The sequence below is a fragment of the Sphingomonas sp. ID0503 genome (assembly GCF_048565625.1).
Classification (GTDB): Bacteria; Pseudomonadota; Alphaproteobacteria; order Sphingomonadales; family Sphingomonadaceae; genus JBLZUR01.
In genome coordinates, this window is sequence record NZ_JBLZUR010000002.1 from 924140 (window position 1) to 948844 (window position 24705).

Annotated in this window: 22 protein-coding genes and 1 pseudogene; 11 read left to right on the forward strand and 12 right to left on the reverse strand. The window is 65.9% G+C overall.

What is annotated here, in order from left to right; genetic code table 11:
* Nucleotides 1-16: 16 nt before the first annotated feature.
* The 9 genes and pseudogenes from ACM608_RS05415 to ACM608_RS05455 all read right to left on the reverse strand — a co-directional run bounded on the left by ACM608_RS05415 (nucleotide 17) and on the right by ACM608_RS05455 (nucleotide 13649).
* Complete coding sequence (locus ACM608_RS05415; RefSeq protein ID WP_419682236.1) at nucleotides 17-2062, reverse strand: MGH1-like glycoside hydrolase domain-containing protein; 2046 nt, start codon at nucleotides 2060-2062, stop codon at nucleotides 17-19.
* Nucleotides 2062-4959: a TonB-dependent receptor gene (locus tag ACM608_RS05420; RefSeq protein ID WP_419682237.1), complete on the reverse strand. Its 2898-nt coding sequence runs from the start codon at nucleotides 4957-4959 to the stop codon at nucleotides 2062-2064. The genes ACM608_RS05415 and ACM608_RS05420 overlap by 1 nt, the downstream gene beginning before the upstream one ends.
* A gap of 200 nt (nucleotides 4960-5159) precedes the next feature.
* The gene (locus ACM608_RS05425) at nucleotides 5160-6479 is read right to left on the reverse strand and encodes a glycoside hydrolase family 27 protein (protein WP_419685110.1); all 1320 of its coding nucleotides are present in this window, start codon (nucleotides 6477-6479) and stop codon (nucleotides 5160-5162) included.
* Between the two features lie 23 nt (nucleotides 6480-6502).
* Nucleotides 6503-7528: pseudogene (locus tag ACM608_RS05430) on the reverse strand (family 43 glycosylhydrolase); the annotation flags it as partial.
* A gap of 25 nt (nucleotides 7529-7553) precedes the next feature.
* Nucleotides 7554-8534, reverse strand: coding sequence for an arabinan endo-1,5-alpha-L-arabinosidase (locus ACM608_RS05435; protein ID WP_419682238.1), 981 nt, complete (start codon nucleotides 8532-8534; stop codon nucleotides 7554-7556).
* Nucleotides 8535-8547: 13 nt separating this feature from the next.
* Entirely contained in the window at nucleotides 8548-10101 is a 1554-nt protein-coding gene (locus tag ACM608_RS05440) for an alpha-N-arabinofuranosidase (protein ID WP_419682239.1), read from the reverse strand.
* Between the two features lie 22 nt (nucleotides 10102-10123).
* Nucleotides 10124-11050: a Gfo/Idh/MocA family protein gene (locus ACM608_RS05445; RefSeq protein ID WP_419682240.1), complete on the reverse strand. Its 927-nt coding sequence runs from the start codon at nucleotides 11048-11050 to the stop codon at nucleotides 10124-10126.
* Nucleotides 11051-11052: 2 nt separating this feature from the next.
* Nucleotides 11053-12045 carry an AraD1 family protein gene (araD1, locus tag ACM608_RS05450; RefSeq protein WP_419682241.1) on the reverse strand — a complete coding sequence of 331 codons (993 nt, stop codon included), beginning with the start codon at nucleotides 12043-12045 and terminating at the stop codon, nucleotides 11053-11055.
* Between the two features lie 50 nt (nucleotides 12046-12095).
* Nucleotides 12096-13649, reverse strand: a complete 1554-nt coding sequence (locus tag ACM608_RS05455) for an aldehyde dehydrogenase (NADP(+)) (RefSeq protein WP_419682242.1) — start codon at nucleotides 13647-13649, stop codon at nucleotides 12096-12098.
* A 102-nt stretch (nucleotides 13650-13751) separates the two neighbouring features.
* On the opposite strand from ACM608_RS05455, the gene ACM608_RS05460 reads away from it, so the two are divergent.
* Nucleotides 13752-14501 (forward strand): FadR/GntR family transcriptional regulator, encoded by a 750-nt coding sequence (locus ACM608_RS05460; protein ID WP_419682243.1) that lies wholly within the window; start codon nucleotides 13752-13754, stop codon nucleotides 14499-14501.
* Between the two features lie 2 nt (nucleotides 14502-14503).
* Here ACM608_RS05460 and ACM608_RS05465 read toward each other — a convergent pair whose 3' ends face one another.
* Nucleotides 14504-15793, reverse strand: a complete 1290-nt coding sequence (locus ACM608_RS05465) for a sugar MFS transporter (RefSeq protein WP_419682244.1) — start codon at nucleotides 15791-15793, stop codon at nucleotides 14504-14506.
* Between the two features lie 149 nt (nucleotides 15794-15942).
* Between ACM608_RS05465 and ACM608_RS05470 the strand changes: the two genes are divergently transcribed.
* From ACM608_RS05470 to rarD, 4 genes are read left to right on the forward strand one after another with little or no spacing between them, the layout of a single operon-like run.
* A complete protein-coding gene (locus tag ACM608_RS05470) occupies nucleotides 15943-17076 on the forward strand; it encodes an aldose epimerase family protein (RefSeq protein ID WP_419682245.1) in 1134 nt (377 codons plus the stop codon).
* Nucleotides 17077-17087: 11 nt separating this feature from the next.
* Nucleotides 17088-18884: an IlvD/Edd family dehydratase gene (locus tag ACM608_RS05475; protein WP_419682246.1), complete on the forward strand. Its 1797-nt coding sequence runs from the start codon at nucleotides 17088-17090 to the stop codon at nucleotides 18882-18884.
* Nucleotides 18885-18894: 10 nt separating this feature from the next.
* Complete coding sequence (locus ACM608_RS05480) at nucleotides 18895-19752, forward strand: SMP-30/gluconolactonase/LRE family protein (RefSeq protein WP_419682247.1); 858 nt, start codon at nucleotides 18895-18897, stop codon at nucleotides 19750-19752.
* A gap of 46 nt (nucleotides 19753-19798) precedes the next feature.
* Nucleotides 19799-20695 (forward strand): EamA family transporter RarD, encoded by an 897-nt coding sequence (rarD, locus tag ACM608_RS05485; RefSeq protein WP_419682248.1) that lies wholly within the window; start codon nucleotides 19799-19801, stop codon nucleotides 20693-20695.
* Nucleotides 20696-20811: 116 nt separating this feature from the next.
* Here rarD and ACM608_RS05490 read toward each other — a convergent pair whose 3' ends face one another.
* Nucleotides 20812-21654 (reverse strand): MBL fold metallo-hydrolase, encoded by an 843-nt coding sequence (locus tag ACM608_RS05490; RefSeq protein WP_419682249.1) that lies wholly within the window; start codon nucleotides 21652-21654, stop codon nucleotides 20812-20814.
* A 129-nt stretch (nucleotides 21655-21783) separates the two neighbouring features.
* Here ACM608_RS05490 and ACM608_RS05495 point away from each other — a divergent pair, with 129 nt between their 5' ends.
* The 4 genes from ACM608_RS05495 to ACM608_RS05510 all read left to right on the forward strand — a co-directional run bounded on the left by ACM608_RS05495 (nucleotide 21784) and on the right by ACM608_RS05510 (nucleotide 23275).
* A complete protein-coding gene (locus ACM608_RS05495; RefSeq protein WP_419682250.1) occupies nucleotides 21784-22323 on the forward strand; it encodes a hemerythrin domain-containing protein in 540 nt (179 codons plus the stop codon).
* 336 nt (nucleotides 22324-22659) lie between these two features.
* The gene (locus ACM608_RS05500) at nucleotides 22660-22827 is read left to right on the forward strand and encodes a hypothetical protein (protein WP_419682251.1); all 168 of its coding nucleotides are present in this window, start codon (nucleotides 22660-22662) and stop codon (nucleotides 22825-22827) included.
* 1 nt (nucleotide 22828) lies between these two features.
* The gene (locus tag ACM608_RS05505) at nucleotides 22829-23083 is read left to right on the forward strand and encodes a hypothetical protein (RefSeq protein WP_419682252.1); all 255 of its coding nucleotides are present in this window, start codon (nucleotides 22829-22831) and stop codon (nucleotides 23081-23083) included.
* Nucleotides 23084-23275: a YetF domain-containing protein gene (locus ACM608_RS05510; protein WP_419682253.1), complete on the forward strand. Its 192-nt coding sequence runs from the start codon at nucleotides 23084-23086 to the stop codon at nucleotides 23273-23275.
* A 50-nt stretch (nucleotides 23276-23325) separates the two neighbouring features.
* Here the strand turns inward: ACM608_RS05510 and ACM608_RS05515 are convergent, their stop codons facing one another.
* Nucleotides 23326-23454, reverse strand: a complete 129-nt coding sequence (locus tag ACM608_RS05515; RefSeq protein ID WP_419682254.1) for a hypothetical protein — start codon at nucleotides 23452-23454, stop codon at nucleotides 23326-23328.
* Between the two features lie 185 nt (nucleotides 23455-23639).
* Between ACM608_RS05515 and ACM608_RS05520 the strand changes: the two genes are divergently transcribed.
* The gene (locus tag ACM608_RS05520; RefSeq protein WP_419682255.1) at nucleotides 23640-24188 is read left to right on the forward strand and encodes a DUF4142 domain-containing protein; all 549 of its coding nucleotides are present in this window, start codon (nucleotides 23640-23642) and stop codon (nucleotides 24186-24188) included.
* A 99-nt stretch (nucleotides 24189-24287) separates the two neighbouring features.
* Nucleotides 24288-24632 carry a hypothetical protein gene (locus ACM608_RS05525; protein ID WP_419682256.1) on the forward strand — a complete coding sequence of 115 codons (345 nt, stop codon included), beginning with the start codon at nucleotides 24288-24290 and terminating at the stop codon, nucleotides 24630-24632.
* Nucleotides 24633-24705: the final 73 nt, after the last annotated feature.

Consider the following 24705-nt stretch of genomic DNA (forward strand, 5'->3'; position numbering starts at 1 on the left):
AGAACGCGAGGACCGCTCAGAATAGCTTGAACTCCGCCAGCCGGACCTGACGTCCGGCGGCTTTGTCGATCAGCAGGCGGACATGCCGCGCGGTGACAGGCGTCCAGCCCAGCCGCTGCGTTCCGTTCGCGAGGCCCGCACCGGCGGTGAGATCGGTCCAGCCCTTTGGACCTTGGTACTGGATGCGGACACGCGTCGGCGCGGCGAAGTTGCCGCCCTCGAAGAACGACAGCTCGCCCGCGCCGATCTCCATTGGCTCGCCGAAATCGATTGCGAACCATTCCTGCGCCTTGACCGAGCTGGACTCCCAGCCGTTCGGCAGCTCAGGGAAGAACCACACGCGTCCATCGAGCGCATCGTGCAGCTTCTCGGGATCGCTGCCGCTTGACGCTAGCGCACGCGGGAAGCCCGACCGCACGAGCTGGATGCTCTTGGCCAGCGGACGAGGGGCAGGTGGATTTGCGCGTGCCTCGACAGAAACGGTCAGGGGCCCGAGATCGGCCCGGCTGCCCGCTAGCGTGCCGTCGACATAGACGCGCAGGCCCGCGCCGTAGCGGCCACCTTCGGCATCCCAGGTCACCGTCACCAGCCGCCCGTGATAGGGCACGTCCTGAAGCGCGAAGTAGGACAGGCCACCGGCCGGGACGAGCGGATCGACAGTCAGCTCGTCACCCGCCAAGGGTTGCAGGCCGACAAGCCCCGAGATCACCAGATCGTCGAAGCCGCTGTGGAAATAGTGGTGGCTGCGGGCGAGGCCGACAATCGGCTTGCCCGTCTCCGGATCGTAATCCTCTTCAAGGTCGATCCGATCGGCCTGATAATGCAGCCGCGCATATTGGCGGAGCAGCGCGAGATAATCGGCCCGCGAGACCGCCGCCGCGCCGCCCGCATGCAGTCGCCGGGCGAGGGCGGTCAGCACCTGCGTCGTCTGAAACGGCCAGACGGGGCCGTTCCACTGGCACTCCCGCTGCCCGGTTTCCTTGTCGTAGCGGTACTGCCGCATGTAATATTCGTAGGACGGCTCCACCGTGCGTGGCCCGGCCGCCCCCGCGAACACGTCCTTCGACAGCAGGTGCCTCCACGCGCCGTCGTAAGGCGACGCCCCCTCCACCACGCCGAAGGTCCAGGGCAGATATCCGGCCAGCTCGCGCGCCCGGATCGGCTGCCAATAGTGCACGTATTCGTTCTCGATCCGGTGCCGGTCGATGAAGTGGCCGAGCTTGCCGCTCCATAGATCGGTGGTGATCCGCGTCTTCAGCCGATCGGCCCGCGCATCATAGTCCCGCGCCGACGCCACATCGCCCGCCAGATCGGACAGCCGCGCGATCGCGCGGGCGTTGGCGAACATGTAGCCATTGATGGTCGGGCGAAAGGCGTGGCCACCGGTGAACCCGTCCTTCCCGCCCGAGGTGTCGATCGAGGACACGGTGTATTCGGTCGCGTCCATCAAAGGCTCGACCCAGTACAACCCCTTGTCGAAGTCGAAATGGTCGTCCCACAGGCCGTAGATATGGCGCATGGCGGGCAGGTGCCGGGTCGCGACGGCGGCATCGTGATCGACCAGATAGCGCGCCCACACCGCATCCGCGATCGCCTCGCTGAAATGCCGGTCGTTGCCGCCCTCTTGGTAGAGGAAGTCGATATAGTCCCCCGCATAGCGCCGGGCGCGCAGCCAGCGGCCCTCGTAGAGGTGAAATCCGGTGGCGTCGTTCAGGCTGGCATAGGGCTCCCGCTGCCAAACCACATCGTCCATGAACTCGGTGGTGATGTAACCCTTGGCCCCAAGGTCGCGCTGATGCGCGCGGTACACCGACCAGCGATAGTAATAGACGGCGTCGAGTTGCGGGTCCGAACTCTCGAACAGCGGGATGTTGTCGCGATACCAGGCGGCATCGTTGCCGTAGCGGGTAGCAAGCACCCGATCCTGATCGATCGGCGCCGCCGCGACGGCCGAAGAGAGGCCGGCGAGCGCTGCGAGGGAGAGGCACAGCGCCCGCCGGAGGGACCCGGCCCATCGCCCGCTGGGGAGGCGGCGAGTGGACCGGGCGCTCGGGGACGGCATCAGTCGAAGTTGAACTTGACGCCGAGTGCGAAGGTGCGCGCGATCAGCACGGTGCCGAGGTTGAACATGTCCGGCCCGCCGGCATCCTCGAACTGATAGTATTCCTGCTGCTTCGACTTGGTCAGGTTCACCGCATCGAAGGTCACGCCCAGCCGATCGCTGATGTTATAGGTCAGCTGGAGATCGAGGCTCTTTTCCGGGTTGCGCCAGACACCGATCGGGTTGGCGAACAGGCGGGCCTCGTTCCGCTGCAGAAATTCCTTGCGCCAGACATAGGACAGGCGGGCGCCGATCGGGCCGTTATCGTAGGCCAGGGTCGCGTTGTACGACAGCTTCGACACGCCGAAGAACTGAGACGAGGTTTCGCCGACTACCGCGCCGGTGCCGTCCACCAGCGGGATGTTCTGCTTCGAATCGAGGATCGTCGCGCTGCCGATGAACCCTAGGCCATCCAGCGGACCCGGCAGGAACTTCGGGAAGTAGGTGAGGCTGAGCTCGACGCCCTTCAGCGTGCCGTTCGACGCGTTCTCCGGTCGCGTGATCAGGAAGCTGTCGGTGTTGAGGTTGCTTCCGGGGATCGTCAGACGTGTCGTCAGCGGCACAACCAAGCCGTTGATCTTGCGGTGGAAGAACGTCGCCGCGACGGCGCTGTCGCGGTCGAAGTACCACTCGATCGCGGCGTCGAGGTTGCGGGAGCTGGTCGGCCGCAGGCTGGCGTTGCCGCCCGTACCGCTACCATAGCCGACATTAGTGAGATCGCCGACCAGGTTGAAGTTCGGGTTCAGGTCCGTGAACGTCGGCCGGCGCAGCGTCTTGCCGTAGTTGAAGCGTAGGCGAAGCCGGTTGGTCACCTCGTAGATCGCCGTCGCGCTCGGCAGCCACTTCTCCGTGCCCGACGTGGACGAAGTTTGCGCCAGCGTCGGCGAGTAGCGATCGGTGAAGGTGAAGTCCGTATCCACCATCACATAGCGGACGCCGCCCTGCACCCGCAGCGGACGGCCGAAGATCGACACTTCGCCATCAGCCATCAGGTAGTAGGCGGTGGTGATCTCATTGATGTCGAAGACATCGGTGTACGACAGCTGATCCGAGGTCCGGAATGCGGTATTACCGGGGAAAGCAGCCTTGTACCGCTCCCGAATGGCGTCGCGGTTTTCCCAGAGCCAGTACCCGCTCGGCAGCACCCATGACGACGGCACGTCGGCGCGGCCGTCGAAGAAGTTCTTGTTGGTGAAGGTCGAACCCTCACCCAGCTCCGAAAGCGGGATGCCGAGGATGCCGCCGTCCTGCGCGCGGGTGGAGGCAATCGCCTTGCGGTCGTCATACCGCACGCCGCCGCGGATGCGACGGAGGAACCCGTCATCCCAGGTGTATTCGCCGTCGATCGTGAAGGTAAGCGCGCTGCCCTTCTGCTTGTCGCCATTGTCGTACAGCTGGGCGACATTCCACACCGACGCGTCGGTCAGCTGCGAGTCGTCGTTGAAGTGATAGGACGGAATGCCTCCGCCAGCGTTGAAGTCGGCGGTTATGCCCGACGCGACACGTTCGGTGCGCATCGCGAAGAACTGGGTCTGGTACTTGGAGTCCTGATAGGCGACGTCGGCGACGATCTTGCCGCGCTCGCCGATGTCCCACTTCGCGTTGAAGCCATAGAGCCAGCTGTCGGTCTTGTTCTTGGTGAAATCGCCGGAGTTGAACCCGTAGACATCGCCCGCATAGCGACGCTTCACGATGTTCGTGTCAGGGTACAGCTCGAGCAGCGGATCGGGGCCGAGATTGCCCCAGAAGTCGACGAAGCTGAACATCAGGCTATTGAAGGTCTGCCCGCGGAAGCCGGTGTAGACCACTTCGGCCGTGTAGGTGGACCGGTCGTTTGGTGCCCACTGGACCGCACCGTTCAGCGCGATGCGCTCGCGCTTGCCGTACAGGTCGCCGCTGAACACCGCGTCGCGTGACAGGTAATAGGGCGTTTCCACACCGTTGATGTTGAGCGTCGATCCGGGGGCCGTCGGCAGGCCGCGATCGGATCCGGGCTGCCAATTCTCGTTGTTGCCGCCCGGGAAGATGCGCTCCAGCGGCGCAAGCCCCGAACCCGCAGGCGGGGTCTCGGTCGCGAACGGTACGAGCGCGCCTGCGGTCACCGACATGTTGCGGAACTTCTGACGGTTATATGCACCGGTCAGCATCACGCCGATGTCGCCGATGCCGGTTTCCCAGCGGTTGCTGATCAGGCCGCTGAGGAACGGGTTGGTGGTGTCCGCTTGCTCGTTGCGCAGCCCGCGCGCGATGCCGGAGATGGCGAAGCCGTCGAAGTCGAAGGGACGGCGGGTCGCGACGTCGATCTGGCCGGCCAGACCTGTCTCGATCTGATCGGCCGAACGCGTCTTGAACACGTCGACCTTCTTGACGAGGTTCGCGGGCACGTCCTGCAGCGAGAAGGACTGGCCGGTGCCGGTGAAGATGTTGCGGCCGTTCAGCGTGGTCAGCGGATCGCTGAGACCACGGATGGAGATCGCCGCGGTCTCGCCGCCGGCACGATCGGTGACCTGGATGCCGCTGACGCGCTGCAGCGCCTCGATCACATTGTTGTCGGGCAGCTTGCCGACATCTTCCGCCACGATCGAGTCGACGATCTGGATGTTGTTCTTGCGGCTGTTGATCGCGCCGATCGCCGATGCGCGGACGCCGGTGACCACGATGTCGTCGCTTCCACCTTCATCGCTGCTGGGCGGGGTGCCGGTGGTGGAGGCGCTGCCCTCGGGCGTGTCGGGCGTCCCGTCTGACGGCTCCTGCTGCGGAACGCCGCCGGGCGCGGGGACTTCCTGCGCGAACGCGGTGCCGCCGATGACCAGCGAGATGACCGATGCGGAGCCGAGAATGACTGACTTGATTGCCAAGGTGACCTCCCCTTCATCACGGCCGTCGTACTGCGACCATTAGTCCTACAAATCAAAAGCCGCTCTGACAGCGGTCGAAGCAGCCGTCAAGCGGCTTTCATGCAACGTTCATGTAGAAAGAACCCGACGGGCAACACCTCGGAGACAGGGTCAAAGGCGGCGACCTTCTGCGAGCGGCGGAAAAGTCCGACTTATGTGTGTTATGCGGGCCTCACCCGTAACAGCGCTGCGCCGTGCGGGGGCAGGGTCTGCGCGATCCGCGGCCCATTTCCGGGCAGGTCGCGTCCGCTCCACAAGTCGCGCACCGCAAAGCGCCCGGTGATCCCCGCCATGCGGGCGGGAAGCGAGACCTCGCGGGCGGCCGGACCCGTGTTGAACAGGGCGACATAGCGCGCGCCGTCCGCGCCCTCCGCCGTCCACACCCGCGTGCCGTCCTCTACGAAGAGCGGCTGGTTGCCGCTGCTCGTCTGGTTTGCGGCGATCACCTCGCGGTTGGTGAGGAGGGCCAGCGTCGGGGTGTCGAGATGGCGGAGGTCGCCGCCCATGATCAGCGGGGACCGCGCGATCGCCCAGAGGGTCATCAGCGTCCGCTGTTCGTCCGGCGTGAAGCGGGTGTTCCGCTCGCCGAGTGCCAGCCTGCCGAGGGGCAGCATGTCCGCGTCCGGCCAGCGGCCTTCGGAGCGGTGAGGGTTCCAGTTCTCAAGCCGCGTGAACTGTGCCTCCAGCATCGCCCAGTCGTCCCAAAAGTCGTCGCTGATCCGCCACATCTGCGCGTGGCGGCGCACATGCTCCGCGCGGACGACCGGCGTCTCGCCGGGGGAGAGAGACAGGACGATGGGACGGCCGCAGCGCTGGATGGCATGATGCGCGGCCTCGATCTCCGGCGCATGGGCGTCATAGGGGCGACTCATGTCGTCCATCTTGACGAAGTCGACGCCCCAATCCGCATAGAGGCGGAAGATGCTGTCGTAATAGGCCTGCGCGCCCGGCGTGGTCATGTCGACGCCGTACATGTCCGGGTTCCACGAACAGGTGCTGGAAGTATCGGCGATGTCGCGGGCGCGGATGGTGGTGCCGAAGACCGGCAGGTTCCGCTCCACGGCCAGGCGCGGGATGCCGCGCATGACATGGATGCCGAACTTCAGGCCGAGGGCGTGGACCTTTTCGGCGAGCGGGGCGAAGCCCCTGCCGTCCACAGAGGAGGGGAAGCGGTTCGGCGCGGGGATCACCCGGCCATAGGCGTCCAACGCGGGCGTCGGCTTGGTGTTGTAGTCGTAGCTTTTCGCCTCCGGCTCGTACCACTGGATGTCGACGGTGAAGACGTCATAGCCGAAGGGCAGCAGCTTCTCCGCCATGATGCCGGCAGTCTCGATAGCCTGAGCCTCGGTGATGGTCGTGGCGAAGCTGTTCCAGCTGTTCCAGCCCATCGGCGGAGTCGGCGCGAGTCCCATCGCTTTCGCTCTCTCCTTCGCCCCTGCGATCGCCGGCAGCGCGCTCGCCACGGCAGTCGCGGCGAGCATCTCGCGCCGGCTGAGGGTCACGCCAGCCGCCCGTTCGCCAGCGGCTCGCCGAAGTCGGGAACGCCGTCCGCCGTGTAGCGGATCGGCTGGACGCGGGTATGGCGGTTCGGGTCGAACAAAGGATCGCCCTTGATCTCGGCATAGTCGCGGCCGTGATAGACCAGCATGTCGCGGCCCTTCTCATCGACCGTGAAGCTGTTGTGGCCGGGGCCGAAGACCTTGTTCTTCTCCGACGTCTTGAACACCGGCACCGGCGACTTGGCCCAGCTCTTCGGGTCCATGATGTCGGCATCGTCCCGCGCCGTCAGCATTCCCATGCAGTAACGTGCGTCGGTGGCGCTGGCGGAGTAAATCATGAACAGGCGGCCGTTCTTCGCCAGAACAGCAGGTGCCTCGGCGACCTTGAACCCCTGGATCTCCCAGGGCAGCTCCGGCACCGTCAGCCGCGTCGGTTTGGCGGCGAGGCCGAGCATCCCGTCCATCGGCGCGATGTAGAGATTGGAGTTGGTGTCGATCCCCTCCTCACGCTGCGCCCAGATGAAATAGCGGGTGCCACGATGCGTGTAGACGGTGGAGTCGAGGTTGAAGCTGTCCCAGGCCATCTTGAACTGGCCGAGATGCTCCCAGCGCCCGGTCATCGGATCATCGCCATCGCAGATGACCGCATGGGTGCGGATGCGGAACACATCCTCGCCGCCGCCGCTCGGCCCCGCCGCGAAATACATGACCCAGCGGCCGTCGATCTTGTGCAGCTCCGGCGCCCAGATGAAGCCCGACAGCGGCCCGCTCGCCTCATGCCGCCACAGCACCCGCTCCTCGGCGGTGGCAAGCCCGGCGATGGTCTTGGAGCGGCGCAGCACCAGCCGGTCGTATTCGGGGACCGAGCCGGTCAGGTAGTACCAGCCGTCGGTATGGCGGAAGACCTGCGCGTCGGCACGATTGCGGACGAGCGGGTTGACGATGCCTTCCTTCGGGCTGCGGGCGAGGGCAGGGGCTGCGGCGAGCGCAGCGGCGCTCGCGACGAAGCTGCGGCGGCTGAGCGTGAACATGTCCGATCCTCTCACTGTTCGCTGATTATTGTTCGGCGACCGGCCAGCCATCCGCACCCCAAGTCAGCGGAGCGATACGGAGGGTAGGCGCGCCTTTGTTGTCTTTGTCATAGGCATGGTAAACGAGGAGGTCGCGGCCGTCCTTGTCGTGGATGAAGCCTGCGTGACCCGGCCCGCGAAACCGCTCCTTCTCCGGCAGGTCGGCGCGCAGCAGGATGGTCCCGCCGCCGTTCATCATCGAACTGCCGTCCTTGCCGAGATATGGCCCGGTGATGTCCTTCGATCGGCCGATCACGGTATAGTAGGTGCTCTGCGCGCCCTTGCAGCAATAGTCGTAGGACGCGATCAGCCAGTAATAACCGCCGTGATCGACGATGAACGGCGCCTCGACCGGAGCCGGGCCACCGGCCGGGGCAGGGCGGCGCGCGATCGAATGTGCTTCACCGACCGCCTTGCCGGTCTTCTTGTCGAGCGCGAAGAGCTTCAGGCCGGTCCAGAAGCTGCCGAGCGCCAGCCAGTGACGCCCCTCCCGATCGGCGATGAAGTTCGGGTCGATCGCGTTGAAGTCGCTGTCCTTCGTGGATTGGACCACCAGTCCCTCGTCGCGCCAGGCGTTGCCGGGTGCCTTGGGGTCGAGCGTCGGGCTGGTGACGAGGCCGATGGCGGAGTGGTTCGATCCAAAGGTCGAGACCGAGTAATAGAGCCGCCAGCGCCCGTTTACGAAGCTGATGTCCGGCGCCCAATAGCCCTGGCTGCCGGGCACCGCCTGCTTTGTCCAGGCGGGCAGGTCGAACAACGGCTTGCCTGCCGTCCAGTGGATAAGGTTGGGCGAGGTGTGGACGCCGCCATGCGTGCTAAAGACGTAATAGGTGTTGCCTTCACGCGCGATCACCGGGTCGTGGACGGGGGTGATGTCCCCCGTCAGCTGGTCGTTGAGCGATGCGGCTGGCGCGGGTGCGCAAGCGGCCCCCGCCAGCATCGCCAGGGCGAAAGCAAACTTGCGCATGGCTCGCTCTTCCTTATCGCAGGTCCAGCATCACCACCGACTTCGGCGGCAGCGTCACCGTGAGTGTGCCCCCGTTCACCTGCGCACCGGTGAACGGGGCCGGCGCGACCACATTCGGCGCGTCGAAGCTGTTGAGCGAGGTCATCGCCGGGGCGGTCAGGACCTTGCCGGTGACGGCGGACGCGGTGACGCCGGTCAGCGTCGTCGTCACCGTCATCGGCCTGTTCGGGTCGGCGTTCGACAGGCCGACATGGACCACGCCCGCCTTGTCGCGGACGGCCGAGGCGCTGACCGCCGGCACCGTCCACTTGTCCTTGCCGTACCAGGGCGACTTCACCTCGATTGGCAGGACGGTGCCGTCCATGTACGGCTTGTACATGGCGAAGACGTGGTAGGTGGGCGTCAGCACCATCTTCGGCCCGTCCGTCAGGATCATCGCCTGTAGGACGTTCACCATCTGCGCGATGGCGGTCATGCGAACGCGATCGGCGTGCTTGGCGAAGATGTCGAGGTGGATCGCGGCGACCAGCGCGTCGCGCATCGTGTTCTGCTGACGCAGAAAGCCGGGGTTGGTGCCGGGGTCCCCCGCGAACCAGGTGCCCCATTCATCGACCGCCAGGAAGACGCGCTTCTTGGGATCGTACTTGTCCATGATCGCCGTGTGCTTGGTGATCAGCTCGTCCATGCGATTGGCCTCGAACAGGGTCTCGGCCCAGGCTGCCTCGTCGAATTGCGTGGCGGACGCGCGGGGTGGCCAGCGGCCTGGGATGGTGTAGTAGTGGAGCGAGAGGGCATCGAGCTGCTCGCCCGCGACCCGCATCATCGTCTCGGTCCAGTTGTAATCGTCGACATTCGCCCCGGCGGCGATCTTTAGGATCTTGGTGCCGGCAGGGGCCTTGATGAACGTCGCGTAGCGGCGGGTCTCGTCCGCCGCGAACTCGGCCCGCATATTGCCGCCGCAGCCCCAAAGCTCGTTGCCAACGCCGAAATACGGCACGGCCCATGGAGCCTTGTGGCCGTTCGCCGCGCGCTCCTCGGCAAGGCTGCCGGCGGGTGCGGTCATGTACTCGACCCACTCCGCCATCTCACGCGCGGTGCCGTTGCCGACATTGCCTGCGACATAAGGCTCGGCGCCGATCTGGCCGACCAGATCCATGAACTCGTGGGTGCCGACCTCATTAGGCTCAGTCACGCCGCCCCAATGGGTGTTGATCTTGACCGGGCGGCCCTTCTGCGGGCCGATGCCTTCACGCCAGTGATATTCGTCGGCGAAGCAGCCGCCCGGCCAACGAACGACCGGCACGGCGAGGTTGCGGAGCGCAGCCACCACGTCGTTGCGGAAGCCACGGGTGTTCGGGATCTTGCTGTTCTTGCCGACCCACAGGCCGCCATAGATGCCGTTGCCGAGATGCTCGGCGAACTGGGTAAAGATACGCCGGTCGTAGACGGGGCCGGGCTTGTCCGCGCTGATCGACGCGGTGGCGGTCGTTTCGCTGCTCTGCGCGGCGGCGATGCCGGCGGTGGACAGGAGGAGCGCCGCTGCCGCGGTCGCGAAGGTCCTGATCATGTTCTCTCTCCCTGAGATTTGTTTATTCGTGAAACGGTTCGACGATGTCCCGTCGCGCGCGCAGATAGGCGTCGGCGACGAGCTTGAGCGGGCTGGTGTCGATGTCGCTGCGACCGGTGCGGATCAGCGTGGCGAAGCGGGCGTAAAGACCGGCATATTCACGATCTTCGCTATGCTCGGTCCCGCTCGGCAGGGTCAGTACCGCGCCGCCGCGCGACAGCTTGCAGGTGCCGGCGTCGGTCTCGATGGTGATGTCCCAGCTTTGCGGTCCGGTCTGCCGCCAATCGAGGTCCATGCTGATCGGCGCGCCCGCCGTGTCGCAGAACTCCAACCGGGCGGCGATCGGGGCCGATCGGTTCTCGGGCCGCTCCAGCACACCCGATCGCAGGAAGAACGGGCGAGGCAGGATATGGGTCGCGATCGAGAGGGCGTTGATGCCGGGGTCGAAGACGCCCAGGCCGCCCGGCTCCCAGATCCAGGCCTGACCCGGATGCCAGACGCGCACGTCCTCTCGCCAGACGATCTCGACCTTGTGGATGTGGCGGTCGGCGAGCCATGCGCGCGCCGGGGCGACACCCGCCGCGAAGCGCGAATGCCAGGCGGCGAAGATGCTGGCGCCGACGCGCTTGGCCCGCGCCTCCAGCGCATCGACTTCGGCCAAAGTCGCGCCCGGCGGCTTTTCGAGGAAGACGTGGACGCCGCGCTTCAACGCGGTGGTTGCGAGATCGTAGCGGACCTGCGGCGGGGTGCAGAGCGCCACCGCATCGACCGCCGGACCCTCGGCGAGAAGCTGATCCAGGCTCTTCAGGTGCGGGACGCCCTTCACGCCTTGATCGTGCGGGCTGACCGTCGCCGCCAGGCTGAAATTGGTGTCGCCAGCGATGGCGGGCAGGTGCTGATCGCGGGCGATCTTGCCCATGCCGACGACGGCGATGCGGACGGGATCCATCCTCAGAGCGCCTTGACCGCCACCGGCGTCTCGCTTGCACGGGCAAGCGGGTTGCGGAGGGGCAGGGTGAAGGGCGCCGCCTCGATCTCGAACACGTCGCCCTCCTCGGTTCGCACGCCGTCGCTGAACGACAAGGTGGCGGTGCCGAAGAAGTGGACGTGGATGTCACCCGGACGACGGAAGAGGTCGTACTTGAAGTGGTGGTGCTCCAGATTGGCGAAGCTGTGCGACATGTTCGCCTCGCCCGACAGGAACGGCTTTTCCCAGAGCACGGCATCGCCTCGGCGGATGCGGCTGGCGCCCTCGACATGGTCGGGCAGCTCGCCGACGAGAAGCTCCGGCCCGAGCGATGCCTGACGCAGCTTCGAGTGGGCGAGCCAGAGATAATTGTGCCGCTCGGTTACATGGTCGCTGAACTCGTTGGCGAGGCAGAGGCCGAGGCGGAAGGGCGTGCCGTTCGGACCGATCAGGTAGATACCCGCCAGTTCCGGCTCCTCGCCGCCATCCTGCGCGAAGGACGGCATGGCGAGCGGCGCGCCGGGTGCCACCAGTTGTGATCCGTCGCCCTTGTAGAACCACTCAGGCTGCTGGCCGACCGCGCCGTCGGCGGGCTTGCCGCCCTCTACGCCTTCCAGGAACATCTTCATGGAATCGGTCTGCGTCACCGCTTCTGCGGCGGCGCGGTGCATCTTGTCGCGCCCCTCGGCCGAACCGAGATGGGTGAGGCCCGTGCCAGCCAGGATCATATGCGCCGGGTCGGCATGATCGATCGGCGCGATGATCCGCCCGGCCGCGAACTCGGCGGCGAGATCGATCGACACGCCGGTGCCGCAATCGGCGATCGCAGCGGCAAGGCTGGTGCCCTTGGTGATCGCGCGGGTGGCCAACTCATAGATCGAGGTCGCGCCGTGAACAAAGGCGGCGCGGTCGCCATCGGCCGCGATGACCGCGCGATGACCGGAGTCGCTGCGGTGCTGTAGAAGGCGCAGGGCCATGCGGTACTCTCCCTGAACGGGCGCGACTTACGGCCGCGCCCTTGAACGTGTCAGTTGCGCTTGCCGTCGACGAGGTGGGGGAGACCCTCCGCACCATCGCGCAGCTCGGCCGGCAGGAGCGCCGGGGCGAGGTTCTGGTACGAGACCGGCCGCAGGAAACGGTCGATCGCGAGGCTGCCGACAGAGGTGGTGCGCCCGTCCGAGGTGGCGGGGAAGGGACCGCCATGCACCATCGCATGGGTCACCTCGACGCCCGTCGGCCAGCCATTGGCGAGGATGCGGCCAGCTTTGCGCTCCAAGATCGGCAGGAGACGGGCGGCGAGCGCCTCGTCTTCCGCATCCATCTGCAGCGTCGCGGTCAACTGGCCCTCTGCCTTGGCGATGACCTCGGCCAGCTCCGCCTCGTCGCGGCAGCGGACCAGGAGGGAGGATGCGCCGAAGACCTCATGGCCGAGCGCGTCGTCGGACAGGAACGCCTTGGCCTCGGTCGAGAAGAACGCCGCCTGACCGCAGGTCACGCCCTCGCCGCTGTTGCCGCGCGCGACCGTCTCGACACGGGGGTGCTTCTCCAGCGCCGTGACGCCTTCGTTATAGGCGTTCTGGATACCCTTGGTGAGCATGGTCGCGCCGACGCTTGCGCCTAGCGCCTCGGCAGCGGCGGAGACGAAGGCGTCGAGACCTTCGCCCTCGATCGCCAGAACGAGGCCCGGATTGGTGCAGAACTGGCCCGCACCCATCGTCAGCGATCCGACGAACGCCTTGCCGAGATCGGCACCGCGGGCCTTCAGCGCATGGGGGAAGAGGATGACGGGGTTGATGCTCGACATCTCGGCATAGACCGGCACCGGCACCGGCCGGCCCTGAGCGAGACGGACGAGGGCGAGGCCGCCGCCGCGCGATCCGGTGAAGCCGACCGCCGTGATGCGCGGGTCCTGGACCAGCGCGGCACCGAGGTCATTGCCGGGGCCGACGAGGTGCTGGAACACGCCCTTGGGAAGATCGGCCTTGGCGACCGCGCGGGTGATCGCGGCGGCGACGAGCGCGCCGGTCGCGGGATGGGCGGGATGGCCCTTCACCACCACCGGGCAGCCGGCCGCCAGCGCGGAGGCGGTGTCGCCGCCGGCGGTCGAGAAGGCGAGGGGGAAGTTCGACGCGCCGAAGACCGCCACCGGGCCGAGCGGGATCATGCGCAGGCGCAGGTCGGGTCTGGGAAGCGGCTGCCGCTCCGGCAGTGCGGGGTCGATGCGGAGGCCGAGCCACTCGCCACCACGCACCACATCCGCGAACATCTTGAGCTGACCGATGGTTCGGCCACGTTCACCCTCCAGCCGGGCGCGCGGCAGGCCGCTCTCACGCATGGCGGTGACGATCAGTTCGTCGCCGATCTCCAGGATTTCGGCAGCGATCGACTCGAGGAAGGCGGCACGCGTCTCGCGGTCGGTAGCGCGATAGGTGTCGAAGGCGGCTTCGGCGAATGCGCAAGCGGCATCGACATCCGCCGGACCGTGGGACGTGAAAGCCTCGCCAACCGGCTGCCCCGTCGCTGCGTTGATGGAGTGGAAACCAGCGGCCTCGGCGGGCGCGGTCAGCGTGTCAGAGGTCATTGCCTTCTCCTTATTACTCCGACTTAATGCAGAGCGACGGCCAACGCAATCTTTCGTTCCATGCGGATGCGACGGCTGTTAGGGCGGGGGGTAGGAGAACAAATGACGGAAACGGGCCAGAATAGCGCCGGCGATCAGTCCGAGCGGAAACCGCGCGGCACGGGACGTCGCCTTCACGGCGCAATTGCGCACAAGCTGGGCACCGCCATCATGTCGGGCGAGTTCCAGCCCGGCGACATCCTGTCGAGCGAAGTCGCCTTTTCGGAGGCGCTCGACGTCTCGCGCGGCGCGTATCGCGAAGCGGTGCAGGTGCTCGCCGCCAAGGGGCTGGTCGAGAGTCGACCGAAGGCGGGAACCCGCGTGCTGCCTCGTAACCGCTGGAACCTCCTCGATCCCGACGTCCTCGCCTGGGCCTTTGCGGGGGAGCCGGATACGCAGTTCGTCCGCAGCCTCTTCGAGTTGCGCGCTGTTGTCGAACCCGCCGCCGCCCGCTTCGCGGCAGAACGGCGCGGGCGCGAGGACCTGCGGCTGATGAAGGAGGCGCTCGCCGCCATGCGCCGGCACACGCTGGCGACCGATGCCGGCCGGGCAGCGGATCGCGACTTCCACGACGCCATCCTGCGCGCGACGCGTAACGACGCGCTTGTGGTGCTGAGCGCCAGCATCGGTGCGGCGGTCAGCTGGACCACGCAGTTCAAGCAACGCTCCCGTGCGCTCCCGCGCAACCCGATCCCCGATCATGCGAAGGTCTACGATGCGATCGCGGCCGGTGACGGTGATGCGGCAGCGGCGGCGATGCGCGTCCTAGTCGATCTCGCGCTGGACGATACCCGGAGCGCGATGAAGAACTGAACTCAGGCGGCGGACGCCGCCGTCGGCTTCGATCCCCAAAGCGCGTAGAACAGCACGTAGAGTTCGCAGGCGGCGGTCAGCAGGAAGGACCATTGCAGGCCGTAGCTGTCGGCGATCATGCCCTGCACGAACACCAGCGCGCCGCCCGCAATCGCCATGATCAGCAGGCCGGAGCCTTCCTCCGTCAGCGGGCCGAGGCCGCGGATGCCGAGGGTGAAGATCGTCGGGAACATGACCGAGTGGAACAGTCCGACCGCGATCAGCGCCCACATCGCGGCATGACCCGTCGTAAAGGTGGCGATCAGCATTACGACGAGCGCGCCCACACTGACGAAGGCGAGTACGCGCTCGGGCGCCACCTTCTGCATGACGAAGCTGCCGATGAAGCGGCCGATGAACATGCCACCCCAGAGCAAGAAGAGGTAGCGGGACGCCTGTTCGTGCGTAACGTTGCCGATCTCCGGCTGCGACACGAAGTTGATGAAGAGATTGCCGACACCGATCTCGGCGATCAGGTAGATGAAGATAGCCGGCACGCCGAGGACGAGGTTGCGGTGCCGCCAGAGCGATTGATGACGCCGCTCCTCCTTCGCCGCGCGCCGCGTCGCCTGACCCATCGCCGGAAGCGGGAAGCGGGCGATGATGATTGCCAGGATGACCAGCGCAGCAGCGACGATGAGGTAGGGCAACTGCACCGCCTGCGCGTCGGCCAGGCGCTCCGCCGGGGTGAGCACCGCGCCATTCGCCGTGCCGGAAATCGAGCGGCCCAGGATAAGATAACCACCGAATAGAGGCGCAAGAGTCGCACCCAGCGAGTTCAGCGACTGGACGAGGTTGAGGCGCGAGGACGCGGTCTCCGCCGGGCCGACCACCGCGACATAGGGGTTGGCCGCGACCTGCAGCAGGGTGATCCCGCTCGCGATGACGAACAGCGCGAACAGCGTCACGCCATAGGACGGGATGCGCGCCGCCGGGATCATGCCCAGCGCGCCCGCCGCCATCAGCGACAAGCCAACGACCATCGCCTTCTGATAGCCAATCCGCTCGATCAGCTTCGCCGCGGGGAAGGATGCGACGAAATAGGCGATGAACCACACGCTCTCGATCAGCGTGGTCTGCAGGTAGCTAAGCTCGAACACGCTACGCAGATGAGGGAGCAGCGTGCCGTTGATGACGGTGATGAAGCCCCACATGAAGAACAGGCTGGCCAGCAGCGTCAGCGCCGGGCGATAGTTGGTCGCCCCGTTCGGTGCGGCCGCGACATTGGCGGATGTGGTCAGCGGTGCGGGCATTCCTCAGCTCTCCCTGGCAGGGCTTGCCGCCCCAACTTCTCGATCATCGCAGATACGAGCGGCTTGCTCTGTTTATATTTGTCGGACTATATAAAGCAACGACACGCGTCAACGGCGCACATGCTACGCGCCTGCCTCAGGGGACGGACATGCTGAAGGGACTCTATTCCGGCACGGCAGCACTTGCGCTGATCGCAACGCCGGCGCTCGCCGCCGATGCGAAGCGCGAGGCGGCGGGCAAGCTGAACGACGGCACCGCGATCGAGGCGATCATCCTCAGCAACGCGCACGGCGTTTCCGCCCGCATCCTGACCTATGGCGCGACGCTGCAGGCGCTGAGCGGCCTCGATCGCAACGGCAAGACGGCCGATGTCATCCTCGGCTATGACGACGTCTCTTCTTACGAAAACCACCCGAACTTCTTCGGCGTGACCGTCGGCCGCTATGCCAACCGCATCGCAGGCGGCAAGTTCGCGCTGGACGGCAAGACCTATCAGCTGCCGCTGAACGACAAGACCAACTCGCTGCACGGCGGCGGCAAGGGGTTCGACAAGCAGGTCTGGAAGATCGTCTCGGTCAAGAGCGGCCCAGCGGCGAGCGTCGTCCTCTCTCACGCCAGCCCCGACGGCGAATCGGGCTATCCCGGCGCGCTCGACACGACCGTCACCTATTCGCTCGATGAGGCGGGTGCCCTCACCATCGCCTTCGCCGCGAAGACGACGAAGCCGACGGTGGTCAACATGACCAACCACGCGATCTTCGATCTTGGCGGGGAGGGATCGTCCGAGGGTGCGACCTTCCACAAGCTGACGATCCCCGCCGCCGCCTACACTCCCGTCAACGCCGCGCTGATCCCGACGGGCGAGCGTCGCCCGGTCGCCAACACCGTCTTCGACTTCCGCGCTCCCCGCGTCGTCGCCGATGGCATCCGCGACGGCACGGACGAGCAGATCCGCTTTGGCCAAGGGTATGATCACAATTTCGCACTCGACAAGGGCCTGACCGCTGAACCGCAGCTTGCCGCGCGTTTGGAAGACCCGAAGTCCGGCCGCGTTTTGGAGGTCCTGACCACCGAGCCTGGCGTGCAGTTCTACACCGGCAACTTCCTCGACGGCACTTTCGTCGGCAAGCACGGTCATCTCTACCGCATGGGCGACGGCATCGCGCTGGAGCCGCAGAAGTTTCCTAACGCGCCGAACCAGGCCGATTTCGTCTCCGCCCGCGTCGATCCCGGCAAGCCGTACCGGCACGTCATGATCTACCGCCTCTCCGTCTCCCGCTGACCGGACACCCGATGACCGACACACAAGCGCCCAAGCTGCGTTCGCGCGCCTGGTTCGACAATCCCGCAAATGTCGACATGACCTCGCTCTATCTGGAGCGCTACCTCAACTTCGGCATCAGCTTCGATGAGCTGCGCTCCGGCCGGCCGATCATCGGCATCGCGCAGACCGGCAGTGACCTGTCACCCTGCAATCGCCACCACCTCGTCCTTGCCGAGCGCATCCGCGACGGTATCCGTGAGATGGGCGGCGTGCCGCTGGAATTCCCGGTCCACCCGATCCAGGAGACCGGCAAGCGCCCCACCGCCGGCCTCGACCGCAACCTTGCCTATCTCGGCCTTGTCGAGGTGCTTTACGGCTATCCGCTGGACGGTGTGGTGCTGACCACCGGTTGTGACAAGACGACGCCGGCCTGCCTGATGGCGGCGGCGACGGTGAACATCCCGGCGATCTCGCTCTCGGTCGGCCCGATGCTGAACGGCTGGCACAAGGGCGAGCGCACGGGTTCGGGCACGATCGTGTGGAAGGGCCGCCAGCTCCTCGCCGCCGGAGAGATCGACGACGAAGGCTTCATCAAGCTGGTCGCGTCTTCGGCCCCGTCGACCGGCTTCTGCAACACGATGGGCACCGCCTCCACGATGAACAGCCTGGCGGAGGCGCTCGGAATGTCGCTCCCCGGCTCGGCGGCGATCCCCGCGCCCTATCGCGACCGGCAGGAATCGGCCTATTGGACCGGCCGCCGCATTGTCGAGATGGTGCATGAGGATCTGAAGCCCTCGGACATCCTGACCCGCGACGCCTTCCTTAACGCGATCGTCGTCAATTCGGCGATCGGCGGATCGACCAATGCGCCGATCCACCTTGCCGCGATCGCCCGCCATGTCGGGGCGGATCTCTCGCTGCAGGATTGGGAGACCTACGGCCACAACGTGCCGCTGATGGTCAACCTGCAGCCGGCAGGCGAGTATCTCGGCGAGGACTATTACCGCGCGGGCGGCGTGCCCGCTGTCGTGGCCGAGCTGATGAAGCAGGGCCTGATCCGCGAGGATGCGATCACCGCCAACGGCAAGTCGATCGGCGACAATTGCCGCCATGCGAAGATCGAGGACGACAAGGTCATCAAGCCGTTCGCCGCGCCGTTGAAGGAAGAGGCAGGCTTCATCGTCCTCTCCGGCAATCTGTTCGATGCCGCGATCATGAAGACCAGCGTGATCTCCTCCGAGTTCCGCGAGCGCTATCTCTCCAATCCAGACGATCCCGAGGCATTCGAGGGGCCGGCGGTCGTGTTCGACGGACCGGAGGATTACCATCACCGCATCGACGATCCGTCGCTCGGCATCACGCCCGAGACGCTGTTGTTCATGCGTGGCGCGGGCCCGGTCGGCTATCCGGGGGCGGCAGAGGTCGTGAACATGCGCCCGCCGGCCTATTTGATTCGCGAAGGCGTCCATGCACTTCCCTGCATCGGCGACGGGCGGCAGTCGGGCACCAGCGGATCGCCCTCGATCCTGAACGCCAGCCCGGAGGCGGCGGCAATGGGCGGCCTCGCGCTGCTCAAGACCGGTGACCGCGTCCGCATGGATCTCGGTAAGCGCCGCGTCGACGTGCTGATCCCCGACGACGAGTTGGCGGAACGGCGGCGGGTGCTGCAGGAAGCGGGCGGGTACGCCTTTCCGCGTTCGCAGACGCCGTGGCAGGAGATCCAGCGTGGCGTGGTCGGCCAGATGGACACCGGCGCCATCCTCGAAGGTTCGGAGAAGTACCAGCGGATAGCCCAGACGATGGGCCTGCCCCGCGACAACCACTGAGGGTTCGGCAATGGCGGAGTGGCGGATCGTTGATCGTGTGGAGCGCGATGTGCTGGGCGAGGGAACGCTCTGGTGCGCCCGCCAGAACGCGCTCTACTGGGTCGACATCCTCGCGCCCGCCATCAACCGCCTGTCGCTGACAGATGGCCGCATCGATCGCTGGGCCATGCCGGAGCCGGTGGGCTGGCTGGTCGAGCGGGAGCAGGGCGGCTTCATCGCCGGCCTGAAGAGCGGGTTTGCCGCGCTGACCGTCGATCCGCTGTCGATCACGCCCATCGCCGATCCCGAGCCGCATCTACCGGGCAGCCGCATGAACGACGGTAAGGCCGACGTGTCGGGCCATATCTGGTGCGGCACGATGGACACGGCGGAGGAAAACGCCTGCGGCACGCTATACCGCCTCGCGCCCGACCTCAGCTGGCAGGCGATGGATCGCGACTACGGTGTTCCCAACGGCCCCGCTTTTTCGGGCGACGGCCGCTGGCTCTATCACAGCGACACCGCCCAGCGGACCGTCTATCGCTTCGCACGCGATGAGAGCGGCGGCATCACCGAACGCGTGCCCTTCATCCGCTTCGAGGAGGCGGACGGCTATCCCGACGGCATGACCGTCGACGCCGAGGATCACCTCTGGATCGCGCATTGGGGCGGCGGCCGGATCAGCCGCTTCGACACGCAAGGCACGCTCGTCCGCTCGATCGCGCTTCCCGCGCGTCAGGTGACCAACGTCACCTTCGCAGGCGAGAACCTCGACCGGATGTTCGTCACCTCCGCCACGATCGGCCTCACGCCTCATCCCGAAGACGGCGCGCTGTTCGAGGTCGACGCCGGCGTGAAGGGTCGACCAACGCCTCTGTTCCGCGGCTGAGAAGCACGGCTTGCCCTCCTACCGCCAAGTGCGGCATCGCGGAGGCATGGAAACGAAGCATCGGACCGGACTGTTGCTGGGGGTCGGCGCCTACACATTGTGGGGACTGCTGCCGCTCTACCTGAAACTGCTGCACGGCGTTCCGGCTCTTCAGGTTCTCTCGCACCGCGTCTTGTGGTCGGTCCTGCTGCTGGTCGGGCTGGTCCTATTGCTGAGGCGCGGTCGGGCGGTGATGGCGGCGGCGCGCGGACGCACCCTCCTTCTCCTCTGCGCGTCCGCCGCGCTGATCGCCGTGAACTGGCTGGTGTATATCTGGGCGGTGCTGAACGGGCATGTCCTGGAGGCGAGCCTCGGCTACTTCCTCAATCCCATCGTCAATGTGGTGCTGGGCATGACCGTGTTGCGCGAGCGGATTGGGCGGGGGCAGCTGGCCGCGATCGGGCTTGCGGTGGCAGGTGTCGCGGTCATGTCGCTCGCGCGCGGTGGCTCGCTCTGGATCCCTCTCGCGCTTGCTTTGTCGTTCGGCACCTATGGGCTTATCCGTAAGATGGTGGCGATCGATGCGCTCGGCGGGCTGACCGTTGAGACGCTGTTGCTGGCGCCGCTCTGTCTTGCGCTCGTGCTTCACACCGACGCGAGCGGGCAGGGCGCCTTCGGGCATGATCGCACGCTCGACCTGCTGCTGATCGCCGCCGGCGCGATCACCGCGGTGCCCCTCCTCATGTTCGCCTCGGCCGCGCGCCGGCTGCGCTATACGACGATGGGGCTGCTGCAGTACATAGCGCCGACGCTGCAGTTCCTGGAAGCGGTGCTCCTCTTCGGTGAGCCGCTCCGAACGGTCGAACTCATTGCCTTCGGCCTCATCTGGAGCGGCTGCGCCCTCTACGCCTGGCACGCGCTTCGATCGTCCCGCGAACCGATACCGGTCTCCGCGCCGGAGTAGCTGCAAACCCCGGGATCAAACACCTGGGCTGGCAATAGCGTCAGTACCCCCATGCAGCCATTTTCACCGGGCTTGTAGAAGCGTCGACGGATGATACCGTCGCGCGCTTTGGTCGGTCAGCGAGATATGGGTGGCGTGCGCTGCATCGCTTCCAGCTCAAGCTGGTCGTGCGAGCAGAAGATGGTGACTTCACCGCCGTGTGCGCGTTTTAGATCGCGCAGGCGGTACTGGTTCTGGAAGCGCGCGACACGGTCGACCTCCATCAGGTTCTGGTAGAAGCGCAGTCCGGGCGTGCAGCGTCGCCGGTCAGTGTCGAGTTCGCGCCGATAAAAGTAGGCGTCACCGGCGTTCAGCACCCATCCATCGGCGGTGCGTACCGCAACCCCAGCGTGACCCCAAGTGTGACCGGGCAAGGGAACCATCAGGATTTCGGGCGAAAGCCCGTCCAGCTGAGATACCCTGTCGAAGCCGAACCAACGCTCGCCCCCTCGTGCGTAGGTGCGCCAATCGCGGACATCCTCCCATTGCGCAGGGCGGTAGCGGCGCTTGCTGATAAACCCGCGCCGCTTGTGCTCGGCGGCATCGCGCTCGGCCTCCAAGACATGCACGCGCGCCTGCGGGAAATCCTCAAGCCCCCCGGCGTGATCGAAGTCGAGATGGGTGAGGACGATGTGCCGCACGTCCTTAGGATCAAAACCAAGCTGCCGGATCTGGTGAATGGCGGTCTCTTCGGCACGAAAGCGGATGTTGAGCAGGCCGCGGAGGAATTTACTGAGGCGCGGATGCGGGTGGCGGACATCCTCGCTGCCATAGCCGGTGTCGACGAGAACAAGGCCGTCGCTCGTCTCGATCAGTTGCACGGCGCAGGGAATCAGGCCGAACACGCTCTTGCTGAAGCCGTCGAACAGCGGTCCTCCGAAGGGGCAATCGGTGCCGCAGCGCAAATAATGGATCTTCATCTTCGGCAAACGACAGGGTTTGTCGCGTGTTCCGCCTCCGATCTTGCCTGATCAATGTAAGTGGCTGACTTTTACTTGGAACCCTGCTCACGGGCGAACATTCTGACGGCCCGCCCAAGGAGATGCCGAATGTCATTCCTCGACCGGATCGTCGCTGCGATCACGCCGCCCGAAAGCGAAGAGACCCGCATGGAGGCGCGGCGCGAGGCGCGATCGCGCGCCCTGGTCGGTAGTTGGCTTGCCGAGGTGATCGACCAGCATGAGGCGATCGAAGCTGCCTTCGCCGACGTCCACCAGGCGTCCGACGCTGAAAGTCGCCGCCGTGCGACCCGCCGGCTTGCCGACCTCCTTACCGCCCATGCGAATGCGGAGGAGACGATCCTCTATCCGGAAGTGGCGGATAGCGGCCACAAGGCGCACGCCTCGCTCGCCTATGAAGAACAGGCAATGACCAAGGTGCAATTGGCATTGCTGGAGAAGATCGAGCCGATGTCGCAGGACTATATCGATAAGCTCGAACATATTCGCGGCGCCGTGACGCATCACATGTACCAGGAGGAAAGCAGCTGGTTCCTCGAGCTTCAGGAAGAGGTGCCGTCCAGTCACCAGGCGGCATTGGCTGAGCGTTTCCGGCATGAGGTTTCGCGCTATCTTCAGCCGCTTGGCTGAGCCGTGCCCTCTCTTTCTGCCACGGGCGCCGACCTCGAACTCGGCGAGCATCCGGCTTCGAACGCCGTTGGCGCAGGCTGCAGACCATCCTGTTCAGCGTCTTCGCGGTTCTCGTCCTTGCCGCGTTAGCGGGGGTGTTCGGGTCCGGGCCGCTGGCCAAGGCCTCAGCGCAGACCGAAGATCGCTCAGTCACGATCGATTATCGGCGGTTTGCCCGTGCGCGTGCGCCGGAGAAATCACGCATCGACGTCGGCCCGTCCCTCTCCGACCTTTGTCGTCCGTATCGACCGAGCGACAGCCGATGGGCTTGGTATCCAATCCCTGTGACCCCAGCCGGTGGGTAATCGGAGTGATGTGCGCGGTCAGGACTACGTCTTTGTACGCGGTGGTGAGGGCAGCTCCGTGATCGAGGTCGGCGGCAAGCCGGAGAAGGCGGGTATTCTTCGGGGCGTCATCCAGGTGGATGGCGAAAGCGTGGCCGTCCGGCAGATCGTCTGGCCCTGACATGGACACCGTCATTCGCGCCACCATCGTCTACTTCGTCCTGCTGTTCGTCATTCGGACCACCAGCCGTCGCGTGCTTCGCTCGGCAACACCGATGGACCTCGTCCTGATCTTCGTCTTCGGCGGCGTTGGTGTGCAGGCGATCCTGGGGGAAGACCGATCGATCTCCGCCATGCTCATCTCACTCGAGACCTTCAGCCTGCTCCACACCGTCATCGCCGCCGCCAAGCGGCGATGGCCGTATATCGGCCTCTAGATGGAGGGCGCGCCGACAGTGGTGTTCCGCGACGGCGCTTGGGACGAGCAGGCATTACGATCGCTCCACATGGCGCAACGCGACATCGTGACGGAAGTGCGCCAGGGCGGCCGGCGGAGCATGGACGAGGTCGAACCGGTCGTCGCTGAGCATAATGGCGGCATCAGCATACTGCCGAAGCGTCAAGACTAACGCCTGAGGAGTAAGTGGCGGCCGGCCTCACGGGCCGACCGCCACTGAATTCATCCCTTCTTGCCGGAATTCCCGCTCTTGCCGCCGCCGCCGCGACCGGTTCCGGTGCTGCCGGAGGCGTCGTCACCGCCCTTCTTCGTAATTGCGCCCGGATTGCCACCGGCACCTTTCTGAGCCATTGTCTCTCTCCTCTTCATCGTCGCAGCCGCGCCCAGCAGGCGCAGCCGCGAACGGTCAACACCCGGCATTTCATGCGGGTCCGCAAATCTCGGAAGAAGCGGCTTTATCTTGCCGAGTTGTTGCCGCGTGGCGGAACCAGGGACGACGCCAACTGTTCGCGGGCGGACATCAGCAGGAGAGTTACATGCTGCGTACGATTGCCTTCACCCTCGCTCTTACCGCCGCCACCCCGCTCTTCGCGCAGACCCCGCCGCCGCCCCCGCCGGCCGAGGCCAAGATGCAGGCGCTGCCCTATGTCACCGCTGCCGGCATGAGCGATCTCTACGAGATCAACTCCAGCCAGATCGCGTTGGAGAAGTCGCAGAACCCGGACGTGCGCAAGTTCGCGCAGATGCTGATCGACCATCACCAGAAGACGACGGCCGCGACCGTCAAGGCAGCGCAGAAGGCGGGCCTGACCCCGCCGCCGCCGGCGCTGGGCGGCGCGACCGCATCGATCACGGAACTGCAGACAGCCTCGACCCCCGACTTCGACCGTCTCTATCTCGGCCAGCAGTTGCCGGCGCATCAGGCGGCGCTGGACCTGCACCAGAGCTATGCCAAGGAGGGTGATAAGGCACCGCTGAAGGCGACCGCGCGGACGGCCATTCCGATCATCAAGAAGCACATTGCCGCCGTGACCAAACTCCAGGCCGGCAAGTCGAGCGATCATGCGGGCCACGCCAGCATGTAAATAGATGAGACGGCCGGCGCGGCGGGCAACGCTCGCTGCGTGGTCGCTTGTTTCGCTGGATCGGATATATCCGTCAGCGGCACAGTCGTGGAGTTGAGTATGACAATGCGGTCACCGGAAACGCATTCTTCGATACTGCCGGTCGCGCTTAGCCTGGCGGCACTGGTCGCGGCGCTGATCTCGCTCGCAATTTTCCCGACGCTTCTGCTTGACCGCAGCGGCGGGGCGCAGTCCGGCGGCGCGGAGGGTGCGCTGATCGTCGGCATCGTCGGTGCGCTGGTCAGCCTGTTGTTTTTCATCCTATCACTGCGTCATCGTGGCGGCCGCGGGACCAAACGGGTGGCTGTGATCTCCAGCGGGATCGCGGCAGTGCTCTTCATCTTCCTGAGCGCCCAAGCGCTTCAGGATCCGGAACCGACGCCGGTGACGAACTACCAACAGTAAGAAGGCTCATCGGGGCCGGTACGAAGAAGGGCCGCCCGTATTGGGCAGCTCTTCCTTTTTTCGGCATGTGCCG